The 17,677-nt window shown below is 68.5% G+C and carries 19 protein-coding genes and 1 pseudogene; 6 read left to right on the top strand and 14 right to left on the bottom strand.

Going from position 1 to position 17,677, the window contains the following annotated elements:
- Together MFF40_RS27295 and pgeF are read right to left on the bottom strand one after the other, a co-directional pair.
- Positions 1–193: pseudogene (locus MFF40_RS27295) on the bottom strand (porin family protein); the annotation flags it as partial.
- Between the two features lie 289 nt (positions 194–482).
- Positions 483–1,253 carry a peptidoglycan editing factor PgeF gene (gene pgeF, locus MFF40_RS27290; protein ID WP_238262983.1) on the bottom strand — a complete coding sequence of 257 codons (771 nt, stop codon included), beginning with the start codon at positions 1,251–1,253 and terminating at the stop codon, positions 483–485.
- Between the two features lie 146 nt (positions 1,254–1,399).
- Here pgeF and MFF40_RS27285 point away from each other — a divergent pair, with 146 nt between their 5' ends.
- On the top strand, positions 1,400–1,597 hold the full coding sequence (locus tag MFF40_RS27285; RefSeq protein WP_238262981.1) for a fibronectin-attachment protein (FAP): 198 nt from the start codon (positions 1,400–1,402) through the stop codon (positions 1,595–1,597).
- Positions 1,598–1,630: 33 nt separating this feature from the next.
- On the opposite strand, the gene MFF40_RS27280 is transcribed toward MFF40_RS27285, so the two are convergent.
- From MFF40_RS27280 to rpsF, 11 genes are all read right to left on the bottom strand, one after another.
- Positions 1,631–2,701 (bottom strand): class I SAM-dependent methyltransferase, encoded by a 1,071-nt coding sequence (locus tag MFF40_RS27280; protein WP_238262979.1) that lies wholly within the window; start codon positions 2,699–2,701, stop codon positions 1,631–1,633.
- Complete coding sequence (gene lgt, locus MFF40_RS27275; RefSeq protein WP_147853659.1) at positions 2,698–3,603, bottom strand: prolipoprotein diacylglyceryl transferase; 906 nt, start codon at positions 3,601–3,603, stop codon at positions 2,698–2,700. Before lgt ends, MFF40_RS27280 begins: the two co-directional genes overlap by 4 nt.
- Positions 3,604–3,685: 82 nt before the next feature.
- Positions 3,686–4,588 carry a VOC family protein gene (locus MFF40_RS27270; protein ID WP_238262977.1) on the bottom strand — a complete coding sequence of 301 codons (903 nt, stop codon included), beginning with the start codon at positions 4,586–4,588 and terminating at the stop codon, positions 3,686–3,688.
- Positions 4,585–5,487 (bottom strand): SMP-30/gluconolactonase/LRE family protein, encoded by a 903-nt coding sequence (locus MFF40_RS27265; protein WP_238262975.1) that lies wholly within the window; start codon positions 5,485–5,487, stop codon positions 4,585–4,587. The genes MFF40_RS27270 and MFF40_RS27265 overlap by 4 nt, the downstream gene beginning before the upstream one ends.
- 9 nt (positions 5,488–5,496) lie before the next feature.
- A complete protein-coding gene (locus tag MFF40_RS27260) occupies positions 5,497–5,946 on the bottom strand; it encodes a cupin domain-containing protein (RefSeq protein ID WP_238262973.1) in 450 nt (149 codons plus the stop codon).
- 91 nt (positions 5,947–6,037) lie between these two features.
- Positions 6,038–6,535 carry a DUF29 domain-containing protein gene (locus MFF40_RS27255; RefSeq protein ID WP_238262971.1) on the bottom strand — a complete coding sequence of 166 codons (498 nt, stop codon included), beginning with the start codon at positions 6,533–6,535 and terminating at the stop codon, positions 6,038–6,040.
- 147 nt (positions 6,536–6,682) lie between these two features.
- Complete coding sequence (locus MFF40_RS27250; protein ID WP_147853662.1) at positions 6,683–8,170, bottom strand: replicative DNA helicase; 1,488 nt, start codon at positions 8,168–8,170, stop codon at positions 6,683–6,685.
- A 303-nt stretch (positions 8,171–8,473) separates the two neighbouring features.
- Positions 8,474–9,046, bottom strand: coding sequence for a 50S ribosomal protein L9 (rplI, locus tag MFF40_RS27245; RefSeq protein ID WP_147898870.1), 573 nt, complete (start codon positions 9,044–9,046; stop codon positions 8,474–8,476).
- A gap of 41 nt (positions 9,047–9,087) precedes the next feature.
- Complete coding sequence (locus MFF40_RS27240) at positions 9,088–10,119, bottom strand: DUF2232 domain-containing protein (RefSeq protein ID WP_147898869.1); 1,032 nt, start codon at positions 10,117–10,119, stop codon at positions 9,088–9,090.
- A gap of 127 nt (positions 10,120–10,246) precedes the next feature.
- The gene (gene rpsR, locus MFF40_RS27235; RefSeq protein ID WP_091712669.1) at positions 10,247–10,504 is read right to left on the bottom strand and encodes a 30S ribosomal protein S18; all 258 of its coding nucleotides are present in this window, start codon (positions 10,502–10,504) and stop codon (positions 10,247–10,249) included.
- A 3-nt stretch (positions 10,505–10,507) separates the two neighbouring features.
- A complete protein-coding gene (gene rpsF, locus MFF40_RS27230) occupies positions 10,508–10,984 on the bottom strand; it encodes a 30S ribosomal protein S6 (protein WP_147853665.1) in 477 nt (158 codons plus the stop codon).
- A 376-nt stretch (positions 10,985–11,360) separates the two neighbouring features.
- Here rpsF and MFF40_RS27225 point away from each other — a divergent pair, with 376 nt between their 5' ends.
- The 5 genes from MFF40_RS27225 (at position 11,361) to era (ending at position 15,356) form a co-directional block, all read left to right on the top strand.
- Positions 11,361–12,125, top strand: a complete 765-nt coding sequence (locus MFF40_RS27225) for a pyridoxine 5'-phosphate synthase (protein ID WP_147853666.1) — start codon at positions 11,361–11,363, stop codon at positions 12,123–12,125.
- Positions 12,122–12,532, top strand: a complete 411-nt coding sequence (gene acpS / locus MFF40_RS27220; protein ID WP_147898868.1) for a holo-ACP synthase — start codon at positions 12,122–12,124, stop codon at positions 12,530–12,532. Before MFF40_RS27225 ends, acpS begins: the two co-directional genes overlap by 4 nt.
- A 252-nt stretch (positions 12,533–12,784) precedes the next feature.
- Positions 12,785–13,585 (top strand): signal peptidase I, encoded by an 801-nt coding sequence (gene lepB / locus MFF40_RS27215; protein WP_147853668.1) that lies wholly within the window; start codon positions 12,785–12,787, stop codon positions 13,583–13,585.
- An 11-nt stretch (positions 13,586–13,596) separates the two neighbouring features.
- Positions 13,597–14,361 carry a ribonuclease III gene (rnc, locus tag MFF40_RS27210; RefSeq protein WP_147853674.1) on the top strand — a complete coding sequence of 255 codons (765 nt, stop codon included), beginning with the start codon at positions 13,597–13,599 and terminating at the stop codon, positions 14,359–14,361.
- Complete coding sequence (gene era / locus MFF40_RS27205) at positions 14,358–15,356, top strand: GTPase Era (protein WP_147853669.1); 999 nt, start codon at positions 14,358–14,360, stop codon at positions 15,354–15,356. Before rnc ends, era begins: the two co-directional genes overlap by 4 nt.
- 130 nt (positions 15,357–15,486) lie before the next feature.
- Here the strand turns inward: era and MFF40_RS27200 are convergent, their stop codons facing one another.
- The gene (locus tag MFF40_RS27200; protein ID WP_147853675.1) at positions 15,487–17,565 is read right to left on the bottom strand and encodes a prolyl oligopeptidase family serine peptidase; all 2,079 of its coding nucleotides are present in this window, start codon (positions 17,563–17,565) and stop codon (positions 15,487–15,489) included.
- Between the last annotated feature and the right edge of the window lie 112 nt (positions 17,566–17,677).

Raw genomic sequence — 17,677 nt, 5'->3', positions numbered from 1 at the left:
AGTTGTTGGAGCGGCTGCTGGCGTCGAACGCGTAGCCGGCGTTGATACCGAAGTACGCGCCGGTCCAGGTGAACACGGGCACCGGAGTGAAGATCGGCGGCGGGGCGGCGCGGCGCGGCAGGTCGGCGGCGAAGGCCGAACCGGCGAGGGCGACGCCCGCGAGGGCGGTGGTGGCGCGAAGCAGGGATTTCATATTCTGGTCCTCACGGGTGGCTCCGCAGCGGCCTTTCGGACCGATACGGAACGCGGATCTGCCAATCGTCCAGCGGTTCCAGGGCTGCTTTACGCGGGCGGTATCGCCGACCGCTCATCGCGGCCCCTTTGGCAATCCGCCGTTTTTCCCCGGCACCTCATGGGTCAAAACGCGCTCGAATGGTCAAGGTTCGCTTATGGCCACGCTTTTTCGCACGATTTTGGTTTGACAAAGTGTCGCACCCCCTGGACGCAACGGCCACGCTCGGGACGGGGGCCGTCCATGATCATCATGGAGTCAGAGCGATAGCGGAGATCAGCCGCCCGTAGTCGGGCTCGCCGCGGTGCGTGGTCCGGCGATAGCTGTAGAAGCGCTCCGGGTCGGCATAGGTGCACAGGTCGAGCATCGCGGCCTCTCCGATCTCCGCCTCGCCGAGTCTCGCCAGGATGAAGCCCGGAAGATCGAACTGCGCATGACCGTCGCGGGTCCCTGGCTCCAGAAAGCGCTCCTGGCCGGGAGCCTCGGCGCGGAAGCGCGCGATGAAGTCCGGGCCGACCTCGTAGGAGGCCTGCCCGATCGTCGGCCCGAGCACGGCGACGATCCGCTGACGTCGCGCTCCGAGGGCTTCCATGGCTTGCACCGTCGCGGCGATCACCCCCGTCAATGCCCCCTTCCAGCCGGCATGGGCGGCGCCGACCACCCCGTTCTCGGGATCGGCGAACAGAATCGGCCCGCAATCGGCCGTGGCGATGCCCAGGGCGAGCCCTGGGACCCGCGTCACCATGGCGTCGGCCTTGGGGCGGTCCGCAGCCGGGAACGGTGCCTCCACCGTGACCACCGCGGCGGAATGGACCTGGTACAGGCTCACGAGGCGATCCGGCGGCAGGCCGAGCTGGGCGCACATCCGGGCCCGGTTCTCGCCGACATGCTCCGGCACGTCGTGCGAGCCGAGTCCGCCGTTGAGCGACGCGTAGACGCCCTCCGAGACGCCGCCGGCCCGAGTGAAGAAGGCGTGCCGCACGCCGGCCTGCGACGAGAGTTCCGGCGCCTCGATGTACATGCCTGCGGTCACGGTCGGCTCCCTGGCTTTCCTGCTGCCGCGCTCGATAGCGGAACGGCCGGCCCTTGACGATGTCGTGGAACCGTCAGATTCTTGCTGCATTGCAGCATGAGTCCGGGTTCCGGATTCTTCCGAGAAGGATCGCAATGTCACGACGGACCGAGAACGACTCCCCGATCGAGACCAAGGCGCCGGAGGCTCCGGAACATCGGAGCCCCAGCACTGCCGAGCATCCCGTCGTGCGTGAACGCGGCGACCTCGACCCCTCCGACCTGATCCCACCGGCACCGCCGACGCCGCGGGCCACGAACGGATCCGACGCGGGTTTCGGCTCGTTCGGCTGACGACATCCTCAGCCGCCGTCCGGATGCGAAGCCTCAGGTTTCGGGAAATCCGGGCAGCGGCCCGAGGTCTCGACCGGTTACCGCCAGGACCTTGAACAGGCGGCCCATGCCGGTCGGGCCGGCATCCGTCAGCCGGTCTACGGCCGAATCGATTGCCTTGGCTTGAGTTGCCGTGGCGGACGCCTTCAGGCGCTCGGCGCGCTCCAGCAGACCAAGGGCAACTAGGAATTCCCGCTGCTCCACCGGACCGAGGATCGTTGCCTGCTCGGCGCGTGCAGCCCGAGCCAGAGCCGCGAAATCAACGTGATGCGTCAGATCCGCCTCGCCCGGCGCCGCGAGCGGGTCGGCGAAGCGATGCCCCGCCAGAGCCTGGAGGGTATCGCCGAAGCCCGGCCGGACATGGCCGTAATCGATCGCCAGCAGTGTGCCTCCGGACGCGCGCAGTCTTCGGGTCAGCGTCCGCATCAGCGCGAGCCCGGCACCGGGGACGCTCAGCAAAGCCCCCTCGGACCCCGACGCCTCGATCTCCGCCGTCGGCTCTGGTGCCAGCCCGAACACGAACTCGCCCTGCGGCCCGAGCCCCACCTGCCGCTCGTGCCAGCCGGTGGCCCGGCGCTCGAACTGGCGGACCGGCAGGCAGTCGAAGAACTCGTTGGCGACGAGGATCACCGGGCCGTCGGGCAGGGTTTCCAAGCTTGCGTGCCAGGTCGCGTCCGTTCCGGCCAGGACGCGAGCCTGCACTTCGCGCAGGACCGGACTGGTCTCGACCAGGTGCGGCGACACCCGTACGCCCGGGGCCGCCACCCGCAGGGCCCGCAGGGCGTCGGCCATCAGCGTGCCGCGTCCGGGGCCGAGTTCCACCAGAACGAGCGGATCCGGCCGCCCCATTCGCCCGTGAACGTAGCCTACCCAGGCGCCGACCAGTTCGCCGAAAATCTGGCTGATCTCGGGCGCCGTCGTGAAGTCGCCCCGCACCCCGAGCGGATCGCGGGTTCGGTAATAGCCGTGGACCGGATGCCCCAGGCACAGGGCCATGTAGCGGTCGACGCCGATCGGGCCGCCGTGCCGGATCAGCGCCGCGATCTCGGCTCCGAGCGGCGTCACGCCTTCGCGGGCGCCTCGCGCGCCGCCTCCCGCGGGTCGGACGCCGCAGCCGGATTACGGGGACGGGTCCGGCCTGTCGCCGCCAGAACGATGTAGGTGAGGCCGACGATCATCATCGGCACGCAGAGCAGCATGCCCATGGTCACGCCGCCCCCCATCGGCCCGAGATGGTCGCCGAACAGGAAGCCGAGTTGCCGGTCCGGCTCGCGAAAGAACTCGCAGACCGTGCGGGCCAGGGCGTAGCCGAACACGAATATCCCGCCGAGCAAGCCGGGCTTGCGGAAGCCGAACCGGCGGACGCTCAACGCCATGACGATGAACAACAGCAGCCCTTCAGTCGCCGCCTCGTAGAGCTGGCTCGGATGGCGCGGCAGCGGCCCTCCGGTGGGGAACACGATCGCATAAGCGAAGTCCGGCGCGACCCGGCCCCACAGCTCGCCGTTCACGAAGTTCGCGATCCGCCCGAAGAACAGGCCGATCGGCACGACGACGGCGCCGATGTCGAGAAGGGTGTAACCGTTCAACTTCTTGGCCCGGGCGAACAGCAGGAAGGCCAGGATCGCGCCCAGGAAGCCGCCGTGGAACGACATGCCGCCGTTGCGGATCGCCAGGATCTCCATCGGGTCGGCAAGGTACATCGGCAGGTTGTAGAACAGCACGTAGCCGATCCGCCCACCCAGCACGACGCCAAGCGCGACCCAGACGACCAGATCGTCGATGTCGACCACCTGCGGGCGCTTGACCACCCCCCACAGGCTGTCGGCCATCACGAGGCGGCGCGCGTAGTACCACCCGCCGATCAGGCCGGCGATGTAGGCGAGCGCGTACCATTTGATCGTGATCGGCCCGATCGCGAGCGCCACAGGATCGATGGCCGGAAAGGGCAGTGCGAGGAGCGGCATCGGTCTGACCTCCGGGGCGGCCGGATTGGACGCCGGAGGGGCGACGCGTCAAGTGCGCAACACGCAGCATCCAGCCGCGGGTTCAAGCCGTCACGAACAAGAACCCATGGTTATCCGGTCCCACGCAATAGGCAGCCTTGCCATCCAAGGACGAACGACGCGCAACCCCTGCGACACGGAGAGCCTCCACCAGCCCCTCTATATCCGCCACGGAAAAAACAAATCGCGTTGAGGCGCGATCGGCCGGGCTGAACTCGTTCCTTGACCGGTTCGGGCTGGCCGGCGCCCGGTAGTGCAGCAGTTCCACGTGCGGTGCGGGTGCGGGCGGCTTGAGCGCGACAACATCGACTACGGGATCATCGATGCCGTCGAGCCGCGCCTGTTCGGCCCCCCGGTTCAAGCCGGTCTGCGCGACGTGCAGGCCCAGGGGGCCGGTGAGGAACGACAGCGTCCCATCGAGATCGGTGACGGTGATCGCCGAATGGTCGATACCGAGGAACAGGCCCGGCGCGGCGCGCCAGCGCTCGGCCGGCTCCCCGTCGGGGAAGAAGATCAGTTCCAGGGGATGCCCGTCCGGATCGCGGAACTTGTACGCGGTGACGCCGCCCGAGGACGCTGGCAGGACCTGCGCGCCGCCCCGGCTGATCGGCGTCGGATCGACCCGGCCGATCTGCGCCATCGCGGCATCGATGTCGCGCACCGGGATCGCGAGGTGCTGGAAGAACGGATCGGTTGCCGAGCGGTCGACCGGGTAAGACGCGCCGGGTGGCTCCACCGTGAGGAACGTCACCATTTGGCCGCCGAGCCGCAGGTGCAACTGCCGGGCCTGCAACCCCGTGAGCCCCATCGCCTCGGCCTGCGCAGTCGGCACCGGTTCCGGCGGAGCGACCCGCTCGAAGCCGAGACCGTCGCAATAAAAGGCCTCCGTGACGGCGAGGTCCGCAACGGTGCGGCTGAAGCCCGCGATGGCTTTGACGCCGTTCAAAGCAGCCGCGCCCCGCGCACATTGGTGTAGATCGCGTACAGCGTGCGCGAGGCGCACAGGAACAGCCGGCTGTCGTTGCGGCCGCCGAAGGTTAGGTTCGCCACCGTCGATGGCACCAGGATCTTCCCGAGAAACTCGCCGCCGGGGTCGATGCAGTGCACGCCATCGCCGGCGCTCGACCACACATTGCCATGCTCGTCGCAGCGGATCCCGTCGGCATTGCCTGGCGCGATCTTGCAGAACACCGCCCCGCCGGACAGGCTTCCATCCTCGGCGACATCGAACACGCGCACATGCTGAATCGGGTCCGGCGCGAATTGCAGCCCGGTCTCGACGACGTAGAGCCTGCGCTCGTCAGGGGAGAAGCACAGGCCGTTCGGGCCCTGGAAGTCGTCGGCGACCACGCACAGCGACCCATCGCGGGGGTCGAACCGGTAGAGAGATGCGGGCAGCTCGGATTCCTGCTTGCCGCCTTCGTAATCGGTCTGGATGCCGTAGGGCGGATCCGAGAACCAGATCGTGCCGTCGGACTTGCAGACGATGTCGTTTGGCGAATTCAGCCTCCGCCCCTGATAGTGCTCGACTAGGCCGGTGATGCGGCCGTCGAGTTCGGTCCGGTGGATGCGCCGGCCGCGATGCGAGCAGGACAGGAGCCGCCCCTGGCGATCCCGCGTGTGGCCGTTCTCGAAGTCGCCCCCCTCACGATAGACACTCAGGCCGCCCTGATCCGTCCAGCGCATCACCCGGTTGTTGGGGAGATCGGAGAACAGCAGTTCGTTGCGATCGCCGAAGAAAACCGGGCCTTCGGTCCAGCGAAAGCCGTCGGCGAGCTTTTCCAGCGGCGCATTCGGAAGAACATACGCCTTGAAGCGCGGCTGCGTCAGCTCGATGCCGTCCATGCCGGGGCCCTACTTGAAGCGGCCGGGCTGGTTGACGGTCGGCTCCACTTGGAGCCCCGTCACGATCATGGTGCAGGGCTCGTCGCCGACAGTGCCCGAGAGGTGGCCCTTCTTGCCATCGCGGGCCTTGGTGTTCTGATCCTCGCCCATCATCAACTCGCCCGGACCCATTTCGACCCGGTGGCCGTCCATGGTCTCCACGAACCAGCGGCCGGACAGGATCGCGATCCATTGTGGACGCGGGTTCTCGTGCCACTCGCCGACCCAGCCGACCGGCAGGACCGTAAAGGTCACCACCGACGGCGCCGGGTCCATCTTGTCGTTCCACTGCGGTGCGGTTTCGGGGTTGATCCCTTCGAATTTAAACCGCGCGATCGAAAAGAGCTCCTGGCGGCTCACCCCCTCCGCGTCGGTATAGACGTGCCAGTACGGCATCTTTGGAGGGGTCGGCTCGGTCATCGTCGATCCTGCGGCGGCGGCACATTCGTCTTCCGCTCAACGGCCGGATCCGGCGATGGTTCGCGGCGACCGCAGACCGCCGAAGGCGATCCTACCGACACGTCGATCGGGCGTCGCCGTCGTTCGGCGGCCAGGGAATCGGCCGGGTCATAATCGCGGTAAAGTCGTAGGGGCAGACCGGCGGGAACGCGCCCTCATCGAGCCCAGTCTCCCCTGCCGCCTCGATCCGCGCGCGATGATAGGCCCGATCGATGAGCGCCTGGATCTGCGACTTAAGGCTTGGGCTGTCTTCAAGACGCTCCGCCACGATGCTGCGCTGTGTCCGGATCGACGTCACCCAGCTGCGGCTCCGCCGGGTGGGCTGATGATCCCATTTCAGCAGGTGAAGCAGGATCACACAGAGGGCGCTCGTCAGCGCGTGGCGTTCGCTGCGGCCCACGTCAGCAATCTCGTCCGCAATATGCTCGATGTCGAGGCGCGCCCACGCGCCCGCCTGAAGGAGATGCACCTGCTCCTGAGCCCAAGCATGGACATCGTCCTCGTACCGCGTCGCCTTCAGCTTCTGCGGCGCCCGATTCGAAGCTGTCACGACCGCCTCCTCGCAGTCGCCCGTTCACGTGGGCATCGCCACACTACCGCATCATGCCGGGTGTCGAAACCCACAAGATGCGGTAGCCTTTTGATTCGCATGATCTTTTCCCGAAAGCCGGAGGCCGCCTTTCGGCACGGCTCGCTATCACATCTGCTCGGGCAGCCGCTCGCTCTGGGCGAGGTTCGAGAACCGGGTGATGTTGGCGTCGAACTGCAGCTCAACCGTCCCGGTCGGGCCGTGGCGCTGCTTGCCCAGGATCACCTCGGCCTTCCCGTGAACGCGGTTCATCTCCGCCTCCCAGGCGAAGAACTCCTCCGTGCCCTCCCGCGGCTTCTTGTTGTTGACGTAGTATTCCTCGCGGAACACGAACATCACCACGTCGGCGTCCTGCTCGATCGAGCCCGATTCGCGTAGGTCCGAGAGCTGGGGGCGCTTGTCGTCGCGGTTCTCGACCTGACGCGAGAGCTGCGACAGACCGATGATCGGCACCGCCAGCTCCTTGGCCAGCGCCTTCATGCCGGTGGTGATCTCGGTCATTTCCTGCACGCGGTTATCGCTGCGCTTGCCGGAGCCGGAAAGCAGCTGCAGGTAGTCGACGATCAGCAGATCCAGGCCCTTTTGGCGCTTCAGGCGCCGGGCACGTGCGGCGAGCTGGGCGATCGAGATGCCGCCGGTCTGATCGATGTAGAACGGGATCGTCTGCATATCCCGGGCGGCGTCGGTGATCTTGTAGAAATCCTCCGGCCGGATGTCGCCGCGGCGGATCTTGTAGGACGGCACCCCCGATTGCTCGGCGATGATGCGGGTGGCGAGCTGCTCGGCCGACATTTCGAGGGAGAAGAACCCAACGATCCCGCCGTTGACGGTCTGCATCGTGCCGTCCGCCTGCTTCTCGCCGCGATACGCCTTGGCGATGTTGAAGGCGATGTTGGTCACCAGCGAGGTCTTGCCCATGGCCGGGCGGCCGGCGAGGATGATCAAGTCGGAGGATTGCAGACCGCCCATCTTGGCGTCGAGGTCGGACAAGCCGGTGGCGATGCCCGAGAGCTTGCCGTCGCGCTGGTAGGCCTTGGCGGCCATGTCGACCGCGGCGGTCAGCGCGTCGGAGAACTTCTGGAAGCCGCCGTCGTACTTTCCGGCCTCCGCGAGCTCGTAGAGGCGCCGCTCGGTCTCCTCGATCTGGTCGCGGGGCGCCTGCTCGACCGGAGCCTCGTAGGCGCCGTTCACCAGATCCTCGCCGATGGTGATCAGGCGGCGGCGGATGGCGAGGTCGTAGATCGTCCGGCCGTAGGCGCCGGCGTTGATCACCGTGGTGGCGTCTGCGGCGAGCCTGGCGAGGTACTGCATCACCGTCTGGCCGCCGAAATCGGCGTCACCGAGGTAGGTCTTCATGGTGATGGGCGTGGCGAGCTTGCCGGCGCGGATCAGGGACGCCGCCACGGAAAAAATCTGCTGGTGCGCATCCTCCATGAAGTGCTCGGCCAGCAGGAAGTCCGACACCCGGTAGTAGGCGTCGTTATTCACCAGGATGGCGCCGAGCAGCGCCTGCTCCGCATCAATGTTGTGCGGGGCGACGCGATACTCGGCCTGGACCGCTTCCAGCTTGGCCGTGAGCGCATTGGGCAGGGCCATCGGCGGACGACTCCGAATTCAGGCGCCGCGGCGGGCGCACCAGGATCACACCGCGCGACCTTGGCCTCAGTATGGTTACTGAAGCCTAGCCGACGGCCGGTTCGTCCGGCCCCGGCCCGGACGAACGGACGCCCGCCGACTCTCGCGAGGGGCGGGCGTCCATGCTGGAACAAAACTGGAACGTGTCAAGTCGTGGAGGGACGAATCCCCAGTCTTCACCGGTATACAGGGATGCGGCTTGCGCCGCTCAGAGCAGGCCGGACGGCCCTTGCGGAGCGGCGCAAACCGGTCGTCCCGAGGGAATCAGCCGCGGTCGTCGGCACCCTCGCCGGCATCGGCCAGCGCCGCGCCGACCTCCAGGCCGAGGTCGTCGAGGTTGAACGCCTCGCGCTCGGTGACCGACTCGCCACGGGCCTGACGCTCGGCCTCCTCGGGGCTGCGGGCGACGTTCACGGTGACCTGGACTTCCACCTCGGGGTGCAGGACCACAGGGACGTTGTGCAAGCCGAGGGTCTTGATCGGCTGGTTGAGGACGAACTGGCCGCGATCGACCGTGAAGCCGTCCTTGGCCACAACCTCGGCGAGGTCGCGGGTGGAGACGGAGCCGTAGAGCACACCGGTCTCGCCCGACTGGCGGATCAGGATGAAGCTCTGGCCGTTCAGCTTCTCGGCGACGGCCTCGGCGTCCTTCTTGCGGTCGAGGTTGCGGGCCTCGAGCTGGGCGCGCTGCGACTCGAAGTGCTTCTTGTTGGATTCCGTCGCGCGCAGCGCCTTGCCGCGGGCGAGCAGGAAGTTACGGGCGAAGCCCGGACGAACGTTCACGGTCTCGCCCATCTGGCCAAGCTTGGCCACGCGCTCGAGCAGGATCACTTCCATCGTCTTTCTCCTTCAGTTGGTCGGCCTCGGGGACCGGGGACTCACGGCGCCGGGTTGTCCTTGGGACGTCGGCGATCGAGGGCGGTGTCGGCTAGGCCGAACAGGGTGAGTGCCACCAGGGCCACGCCCTGGGTCACGAACAGGATGAGGTACATGCCGAACAGCATCAGCCCGCGTCCGGGCCGGCCGCGCGAGCGGTCGTGGAACGCCGCGAGCCCCTGGAGCGCGAAAGACGCGCTGAACGCCCCCACGAGCGCCACGCCGAACACGCCGACGTAGCCGGGGGCGAAGCACATCAGCACGGCCGCGGCCAGGGTCACCAAGGTGGTGCGCGGCATGGCGGTCGCCGGCAGATCCGGCCAGGGCCGCGGCAGCCGGCCGGAGATGTTCACGATTTTGGCCGAAGCCCAGAGATAGAAGGTCAGGAGCAAAGCCAGACCGTTGGCCGCGAAAGCCGGGACCACGCGCGCAAGCGCGTCTGCGACCTCGGTCCGGGTCACCTCGGCCTCGTCGGCGCCGGCCTTGGGTGCTTGCTCCGTGTCCGGCGCAGGGTCCGAACCGGATTCCGTCGCCTCGGACTGGGGTGCGCCGGCACGACGGTCCGCCGTCAGGCGGGCAGCGGGATCGCGGACCTGGACCAGCGAGCGAGCGAGCCCGCGCAATTGCGCGTCGAAAGCCGCGTGGTTCGGCGAGGACAGGACTGCTATGGCGATGAACGCGAGCGCCGCCGTGGCGGCAGTCCAGCCGAGGAGGCGGCCGGTCGGGTACCATTCGAGGCCCGACGGCGTGTCGCGACCGAGCAGGGTCAGGTAGGCGAGCCACCAGGCCGGCAGGGCGATGTAGGCCGCGTAGGCGAGGCCCATGAAGGGCGCGATCACCAGGGCCAGCGCCAGACTGCCGGCGGCGGCAGCCGCCAGGGCGGCCTTATGGCTCCAGCCCAAACCGACGATCAGGATCGGCAGCGGCGCCACGAGGTAGAGCACGATCGCCAGCGGGGTCGCCTTCAGCAGCACCCCGAACAGGAGTGCGGAGACGAGGCCCGCGCCGATACCGATGCCGATATGCTGTGCCATGGATTCCGCTGTCCCGCTGCCGTCACGGCAGGGTTAGAGGCGACGCTGCGCCCCAACGATCGAGCGATGCCAGATCGCTCTGTGAGGACCGGCCCGGGTCGAGCCCGGGCCGGACGGTCGAATCGGTCTACTTGATCACGTAGGGCAGCAGGCCGAGGAAGCGAGCGCGCTTGATCGCCTGGGCGAGTTCGCGCTGCTTCTTGGCCGACACCGCGGTAATGCGCGACGGAACGATCTTACCGCGCTCCGACACGTATCGGGACAGCAGCTTGACGTCCTTGTAGTCGATCTTCGGCGCGTTCGCGCCGGAGAACGGGCAGGTCTTGCGACGACGGAAGAAGGGACGGCGTCCGCCCCCTGCACCTGCACCAGCACCAAATGCCATGGCTTAGGCCTCCCCGCCAAAGGTACGCTCGGGACGATCGCCACCGCGATCGCCACGGTCCGGACGGTCGCCACCGCCGAAGCCGCCACCACCGCCGCCACCGAAGCCGTCATCGTCGCGACGCCGGCCGCGCTCGCGATCCTTGCGGTCGTCGCGGTCACGCTTCTGCATCATCGCCGACGGCTCGGAATCGAGATCCTCGACCCGGACGGTCATGAAGCGCAGCACATCTTCGGAGATCTGCATCTGGCGCTCCATCTCGGCGATGGCGGCCGGGGGGGCGTCGATGTTGAGGAGCGCGAAATGCGCCTTGCGGTTCTTCTTGATGCGGTAGGCCAGGGACTTCACGCCCCACATCTCGATCTTCTCGAGGCGGCCGCCGTTCTGCTCGATCACACCCTTGTAGGTGTCGATCATCGTCTCGACCTGCTGGGACGTCACGTCCTGCCGGGCCAAGAGCACGTGCTCGTAGAGAGGCATTATCGGGCCTTTCAGTGTCAAAAGGAGCCCGGCCGCTCGGGAGCGGCTGGTTCGGGCCGGTTCATTTCGCGAGACGCTCGGCGCCAAGCCCTTCGAGCCGATTTTCAGGCCCGAGCGGTTGATCGAAGGCGGAGACACCGGACGACGGGTCGTTCAGGACCCTATGCCGCGAGCGGCACCGTCCGTTCAGCCCCCGGCCGGAGCGAACGCGAGGGCCGGCGGATAATGGTTTTTTCCCGCACTGGCAAGGCCGGCAGGTCCGGACGCGTCCGCTCGGCCGGGGCGCCGGCCCGTCTTGCCGACAGGGCGCGCCGCCAGCATATCGACCGTTCGAGGGCGCCTGCCGGAGCGGGCCGGCCCCGGGACCGATGAGCCCATGACGCCCGAAAACACGACCTTCGAAAAGCTGCGCCTCGGCGTCAACATCGATCACGTCGCCACCGTGCGCAATGCACGCGGCGAGCATTATCCCGATCCCGTTCGGGCCGCCCTGCTGGCGGTCGAGGCCGGGGCGGACGGGATCACTGCGCATCTACGCGAGGACCGCCGCCACATCCGCGACGCCGACATCGCCGCGCTGAAGCGCGACCTCACGGTGCCGCTGAACTTCGAGATGGCCGCGACCGACGAGATGGTGGCGATCGCCCTGGCGACCCGGCCCCACGCCGCCTGTCTGGTGCCCGAGAAGCGTGCGGAGCGCACGACCGAGGGCGGCCTCGACATCGTCGGCGGCCGCGCTCACCTCGCCCCCCGCATCACCGCCCTCGCCGAGGCCGGCATTCGGGTGTCGCTGTTCGTCGAGCCCGAACCGGCGATCATGGAGGCGGCCGCCGCGCTCGGGGCTCCGGTGGTCGAACTGCACACCGGCAGCTACTGCGAGGCCGCCGTGGCGGGGGACGATGGGCGCATCGCCCACGAGCTGGCCCGGATCACAAGGGCGGCCCAGCACGGCGCCGGCCTCGGCCTGGAGATCCATGCCGGCCACGGGCTCACGGTCGACAGCGTCGGCCCGGTAGCGGCGCTGCCGCAGATCCGCGAGTTGAATATCGGCCACGCACTCATCGCCGACGCGATCTTCGTGGGCCTTGCCCAGGCAGTGCGCGACATGCGGGCCGCCATGGACCGCGCGCGGCGCCCATGATCATCGGCATCGGCTCGGATCTCTGCGACATCGACCGGATCGCCCGGACGCTGGAGCGGCACGGCGACCGCTTCACACACCGGGTTTTCACGGACGGCGAGCGGGCGCGCTGCGATCGCCGCGCCGCGCGGGCGCCCGGCTATGCCAGGCGATTCGCCGCCAAGGAGGCTTGTGCCAAGGCCCTCGGGACCGGTCTCAGTGCCGGGGTGTTCTGGCGCGACATGGAGGTGGTGAACCTGCCCTCCGGCCAGCCGACCCTGCGGCTCTCCGGCGGCGCCGCCGCGCGTCTCGCCGAGTTGCTGCCCGCGGGGCATGAGGGCCGCCTGCACGTCAGCCTGACGGACGACCCGCCGATGGCTCAAGCCTTCGTGATCATCGAGGCGCTGCCGACCGTGCCGCGCGGGTGAGACCCGGGTCGGCGGATTAGCGCGCCGCCCTCGCGCGTTGCGGGGGGCTCGCGCTTGGTCTAGACCGCCGCACGCAGCGGACACGATTGCGGCGCATTCCTCGGGACAACCGCAGATCAGCCGCGAGCGGCGGGGCCGTGCCCTGCTGGCGGCTGGCGTATGATGCGGGATGGCGGAAGCCGAGTTTCCGGGACCATCGTACGAGAACGGAAGAGCCGGGGCGTGCTCCGGCGACGGAATCTGAGTCTGAAGATGGAACGCGCACGCGTGGATCACGACGGCAAGCCACTGACGAAACCGGTCGAGACCGGCACCTGGGCCAGCATCCGCGAGACGCTGAAGGTCGGCGTCCAGGCGCTGCTGATCGCCCTCGTGGTGCGCACGCTGCTGTTCCAGCCGTTCAACATCCCGTCGGGCTCGCTGGTGCCGACGCTGCTGATCGGTGATTACCTGTTCGTCTCAAAGTACTCCTACGGATACTCGAAGTACTCGCTTCCGCTGTCGGAATACATTCCGATCCAGGCCGATGGGCGCGTCTGGGCGGCCGAGCCGAAGCGCGGCGACATCGCGGTGTTCAAGCTGCCCAAGGACAACGCCACCGACTACATCAAGCGCGTGATCGGCCTGCCGGGCGACAAGATTCAGATGATCGACGGCGTGCTCAATATCAACGGCAAGGCGGTCAAGCGCGAGCGGATCGCCGATTACGAGACGACCGATCCCTACGGCCAGGCGACCAAGGTTCCCCAATACCTCGAGACGCTGCCGAACGGCGTCGTACACCGGGTGATCGAGCGGGACGGCGACAACGGGTTCTGGGACAAGACCGAACTCTACACCGTGCCGAGCGGTCACTTCTTCATGATGGGCGACAACCGCGACAACTCCACCGATTCGCGCGACCTCGCCAGCGTCGGCTACGTGCCCTTCGCCAACCTGGTCGGACGCGCCGAGATGATCTTCTTCTCGATCGACGAGGGCACCCCGGCTTGGCAGCTCTGGAACTGGCCGGCCCACGTGCGCTGGTCGCGCCTGTTCTCGACCATCCATTGAACGGCCCGGACTTGGACGAGGCTGGACAGGCCCGACCGTCTTCCCGGGCGCGGCGTTCCCACAAGCCCAGGCCGCCGCTCGGCGTCCTGGAGGAGCGGATCGGCCACAGCTTCGCCGATCAGACCCTGCTGACCCGGGCGCTGACCCATACCAGCAAGGCCACCGGACGCGGCGGCAGCTACCAGCGCCTGGAATTCCTCGGCGACCGCGTCCTCGGGCTCGCGGTGGCGGACCGGCTCTATGCGGCCTTTCCGGACGCCGACGAGGGTGACCTGTCGCGCCGCCTCGCCGGCCTCGTGCGCCGGGAGACCTGCGCGGCGGTGGCGGCCGCCTGGGAGGTCGGCCCGCACCTGATCCTCGGCCAGGGCGAGGTGATGGGTGGCGGCCGGCGCAACCAGACGATCCTGGCCGACGTCTGCGAGGCGATCCTAGGGGCGGTCTACCTCGATGCCGGCTTCGACGCGGCGCGTCTGATCGTCGAGGCGCATTTCCACCCGACCGAACCCCTGTCGGCCCATCGCGGCCGCGACGCGAAATCCGCGTTGCAGGAATGGGCCATGGGCCGAAGCCTGCCGATCCCCGTTTATGCGGTGGTCGAGCGCACCGGCCCGGATCATGCACCCAGGTTCCGCATTGCCGTACAGGTCGAGGGGCTTGAGCCGGGCCATGGCGAGGGCACCTCGAAGCGTGTCGCCGAGCAGGAGGCCGCCCGCGCGCTGATGGAGCGCGAGGGAATCGGCACCGCCCCGGAGACGGGGCCGACGGAGACAGCATGACCGAACACGATCACGACGACGCGCAGGATGATGCACAGGATGACGGCCCCGCCGAGGGCCCGGCACCGAAGGCCCCCTCGACGCTCCCGGGCACGCCCGCCGACGCCCGGGCGGGCTTCGTCGCGCTCATCGGCGTGCCGAATGCCGGCAAGTCGACGCTCCTCAACAACCTGGTCGGCACGAAGGTCTCGATCGTCTCGCGCAAGGTGCAGACGACCCGGGCGCTGGTGCGCGGCATCCTGATCGAGGGATCGGCCCAGGTCATCCTGGTCGACACCCCCGGCATCTTCGCGCCGAAGCGTCGGCTCGACCGGGCGATGGTGCATTCGGCCTGGAGCGGCGCCGCCGACGCGGATGCGGTGTGCCTACTGGTCGATGCCCGCAAGGGCCTGGACGACGAGGTCGAGGCGATCCTGAGCCGGCTGGGCGGGGTGAAGCGCGAGAAGATGCTGATCCTCAACAAGATCGACCTGATCCCGCGCGAGCGGCTGCTCGATCTCGCCGCCAAGCTCAATGCGGCTTCGCCCTTCGCGGAGACCTTCATGATCTCGGCGCTCAAGGGCGACGGCGTCGGCGATCTGCGCCGGGCGCTTGCCGCCCGGATGCCGTCCGGCCCGTGGCTCTACCCGGAGGATCAGGTCTCGGACGCGCCGCTGCGCATGCTCGCCGCCGAGATCACTCGGGAGAAGATCTACGACCGGCTCCACGAGGAATTGCCCTACCGCTCCACGGTCGAGACCGACCAGTGGCAGATCCGGCCGGACGGCTCGGTGCGGATCGAGCAGACGATCTTCGTCGAGCGCGAGAGCCAGCGCTCGATCGTCCTGGGCAAGGGCGGCCAGACCATCAAGGCGATCGGCCAGGCGGCCCGCATCGAAATCGCCGAGGCGGCGGACACGAAAGTCCACCTGTTCCTGCACGTGAAGGTCCGGGAGAACTGGGCCGACGACCCGGCCCGCTACCGCGAGATGGGGTTAGAGTTCCCGCGCGGCTAAACCGGGTTTCCAAAGGGCCTAGCCCTTTGGCGGGGTTCGGGGGCGGCGCCCCTGATGCATCGGGCAAAGCCCGACAGCAGGGTTGCACCCTGCACCCGTAGAAGGTCGAAGACCTTTTGAAATCGGAATTTCAGGCCTCCGGCACATCCCAGCCGATCGAGCGGCGCAGGAAGGTCAGGCCCAGCGCCAGGAACGCCGCCGCCTCGGCGTTGTCCTTGCCGTAGCCGTGTCCGCCCGAGGCGGGCTCGTAGAAGGCCGCGTCGTAGCCCAGGGCGTTGAGCTTGCGGGCCATCTTCCGCGCGTGGCCGGGATGCACCCGGTCGTCGCGGCGGCTGGTGGCCAGCAGGATCGGCGGATAGGGCCGCCCCACCTCGGCCGCATGATACGCCGAGATGGCGCCGAGGAACGCCCAGTCCTGCGGGTCGTCCGGATCGCCGTATTCGGCGATCCAGCTCGCCCCGGCCAGGAGCTTGGTGTAGCGGCGCATGTCGATCAGCGGGATCGTACAGAACAGGGCCCCGAACCGCTCCGGATAGCGGGTCAGCATGTTGGCGATAAGCAGGCCGCCGTTCGATCCGCCCTCCGCGGCGATCCGGCCCGGCCGGGTCACGCCGCGCGCGACGAGGTCGGCCGCGACCGCTGCGAAGTCGTCATGCGCCCGGGCCTTGCCTTCGCGGCGGCCGGCATCGTGCCAGCGCGTGCCGAATTCGCCGCCGCCGCGGATGTTGGCGACGACGTTCGTACCGCCCCGCTCCAGCCAGAGCTTCCCGAGAACCGGCGCGTAGCTCGGCAGAAGCGGGATCCGAAAGCCGCCATAGGCGGTCATGTGCACCGGGGCCTCGCCCGTCAGCCCCTCCGGACCGGTCTGGACATAGGGAACGCGCGTTCCGTCGGCCGAGATCGCCTCGTGCCGGGTCACGCGCAATCCACGTGCGTCGAAGGCCGGCGGCGTTGCGCGCAAGACCGCGGGTGCTCCGAGATCCGGCGCAATGCTGAGAAGCGTCGCGGGCGTCACGGGGTCGTGCACCAGCGCCAGCAGCGTGCCGTCCGCCTCCTCGGTATCGCCGTCGAGGGGCCAGACGTTGACGCTGCCGAGCATCGGAAGCCCCTCCAGCGGCCGTGTCGCCCAGGCCCCCTCCCCCGGCGTGCACACTGTGTAGGTCGGGCGCAGATCATCGAGCGCGTGCACGAACAGGCGCCCGGCCGACCAGAACACGTCCTGGAGCGCCCGGCGCTCGTCCGGTTGCCACAACACCGCGAAGTCGCGGCGCCCGGCCAGGAAGCCGGACAGCGGCAGCGCCAGCACGGTGTCGGTCGCATGCTCCACGCCGCCGACGGACCAGGGCCGGCGCGGTCGCACGACGAGGTAATCCCGGTCGACCTGCACGTCGGCGTCCGAGGGCACGTCGAGTTCTGTGTTTGGGCCGCTCCGGTCGCCGAGGAGGATCTTGGTGTCGAAGAAGCTGACCTGCTCGATGAAGACGAGCCGCTCGACGCCCGTCTCCCGATCCACCGAGGCCCATGCGGCCATGCTGGTCTCGGGCACGTCGAACAGCACCGCGGCGGCCTGCGGATCCGAGCCGCGAGACAATATCCGAATGGTGCGCGGGTAACCCGCCCGCGTGGCCATGCCGTCGCCGTAGGCGCTCGACACCAGGAGCGTATCGCGATCGAGCCAGGCCGCGCCGCCCTTCGCCTCGGGTAGGACGAAGCCGTCGGCCACGAAGCGGCGGGCGGTCAGGTCGAACTCGCGCACGACCTTGGCATCGCCGCCGCCCCGGCTGAGGGAGAGCAGGGCCCGGTCATGGCCATCCTTCAGGATCGACGATCCGGCCCAGACCCAATCCTCGCCCTCCGCGACGGCCAGGGCGTCGAGGTCGAGCAGGATGTCCCAGTCCGGCGTTTCTGTCCGGAAGCTCGTTTCGTCGGTGCGCCGCCACAGGCCGCGCGGATGCTCCGCATCTTTCCAGAAATTATAGAGCCTCCCGCCCCGGCGCGAGACCAGCGGAATCCGATCCGGCCGATCGAGAATCACGCGGGCGATGTCGCGGTCGCGGTCGAAGACGGCATCGCCGTAGCGGGCGAGGGTCTCGGTGTTGCGCGCCTCGACCCATGCCACCGCTTCCGGCCCGTCGATCGCCTCCAGCCAAAGATAGGGATCGTCGTCCGGGTGCTGCGGGGACGGGCGCGGATCGATCGGAGCGGTCATGGCGGACACGATAGACCCGGATCCTGGGATTCGTGAACGGCCCTGGCCGCGTCAGTTTAGAGCCGTGCCCGGCCGCGTTGCGACGGGTTAGCCGTTTGCAGCGTTGAGTGGT

It is taken from the genome of Methylobacterium mesophilicum (assembly GCF_022179445.1).
Taxonomy (GTDB): domain Bacteria; phylum Pseudomonadota; class Alphaproteobacteria; order Rhizobiales; family Beijerinckiaceae; genus Methylobacterium; species Methylobacterium mesophilicum.
Note: the sequence above shows the minus strand (reverse complement) of the source record. Positions and strands in the feature narration are given on the sequence as shown.

What these genes read in the sequence shown, in the direction of transcription:
- rpsF (WP_147853665.1), bottom strand. Translation starts at nt 10,984, where the DNA reads ATGCCTCTCTACGAGCACGTGCTCTTGGCCCGGCAGGACGTGACGTCC.
- MFF40_RS27200 (WP_147853675.1), bottom strand. Translation starts at nt 17,565, where the DNA reads ATGACCGCTCCGATCGATCCGCGCCCGTCCCCGCAGCACCCGGACGAC.
- era (WP_147853669.1), top strand. Translation starts at nt 14,358, where the DNA reads ATGACCGAACACGATCACGACGACGCGCAGGATGATGCACAGGATGAC.
- lgt (WP_147853659.1), bottom strand. Translation starts at nt 3,603, where the DNA reads ATGCCGCTCCTCGCACTGCCCTTTCCGGCCATCGATCCTGTGGCGCTC.
- MFF40_RS27265 (WP_238262975.1), bottom strand. Translation starts at nt 5,487, where the DNA reads ATGGACGGCATCGAGCTGACGCAGCCGCGCTTCAAGGCGTATGTTCTT.
- rplI (WP_147898870.1), bottom strand. Translation starts at nt 9,046, where the DNA reads ATGGAAGTGATCCTGCTCGAGCGCGTGGCCAAGCTTGGCCAGATGGGC.
- rpsR (WP_091712669.1), bottom strand. Translation starts at nt 10,504, where the DNA reads ATGGCATTTGGTGCTGGTGCAGGTGCAGGGGGCGGACGCCGTCCCTTC.
- MFF40_RS27285 (WP_238262981.1), top strand. Translation starts at nt 1,400, where the DNA reads ATGTCACGACGGACCGAGAACGACTCCCCGATCGAGACCAAGGCGCCG.
- MFF40_RS27250 (WP_147853662.1), bottom strand. Translation starts at nt 8,170, where the DNA reads ATGGCCCTGCCCAATGCGCTCACGGCCAAGCTGGAAGCGGTCCAGGCC.
- pgeF (WP_238262983.1), bottom strand. Translation starts at nt 1,253, where the DNA reads ATGTACATCGAGGCGCCGGAACTCTCGTCGCAGGCCGGCGTGCGGCAC.
- lepB (WP_147853668.1), top strand. Translation starts at nt 12,785, where the DNA reads ATGGAACGCGCACGCGTGGATCACGACGGCAAGCCACTGACGAAACCG.
- MFF40_RS27225 (WP_147853666.1), top strand. Translation starts at nt 11,361, where the DNA reads ATGACGCCCGAAAACACGACCTTCGAAAAGCTGCGCCTCGGCGTCAAC.
- MFF40_RS27260 (WP_238262973.1), bottom strand. Translation starts at nt 5,946, where the DNA reads ATGACCGAGCCGACCCCTCCAAAGATGCCGTACTGGCACGTCTATACC.
- acpS (WP_147898868.1), top strand. Translation starts at nt 12,122, where the DNA reads ATGATCATCGGCATCGGCTCGGATCTCTGCGACATCGACCGGATCGCC.
- MFF40_RS27240 (WP_147898869.1), bottom strand. Translation starts at nt 10,119, where the DNA reads ATGGCACAGCATATCGGCATCGGTATCGGCGCGGGCCTCGTCTCCGCA.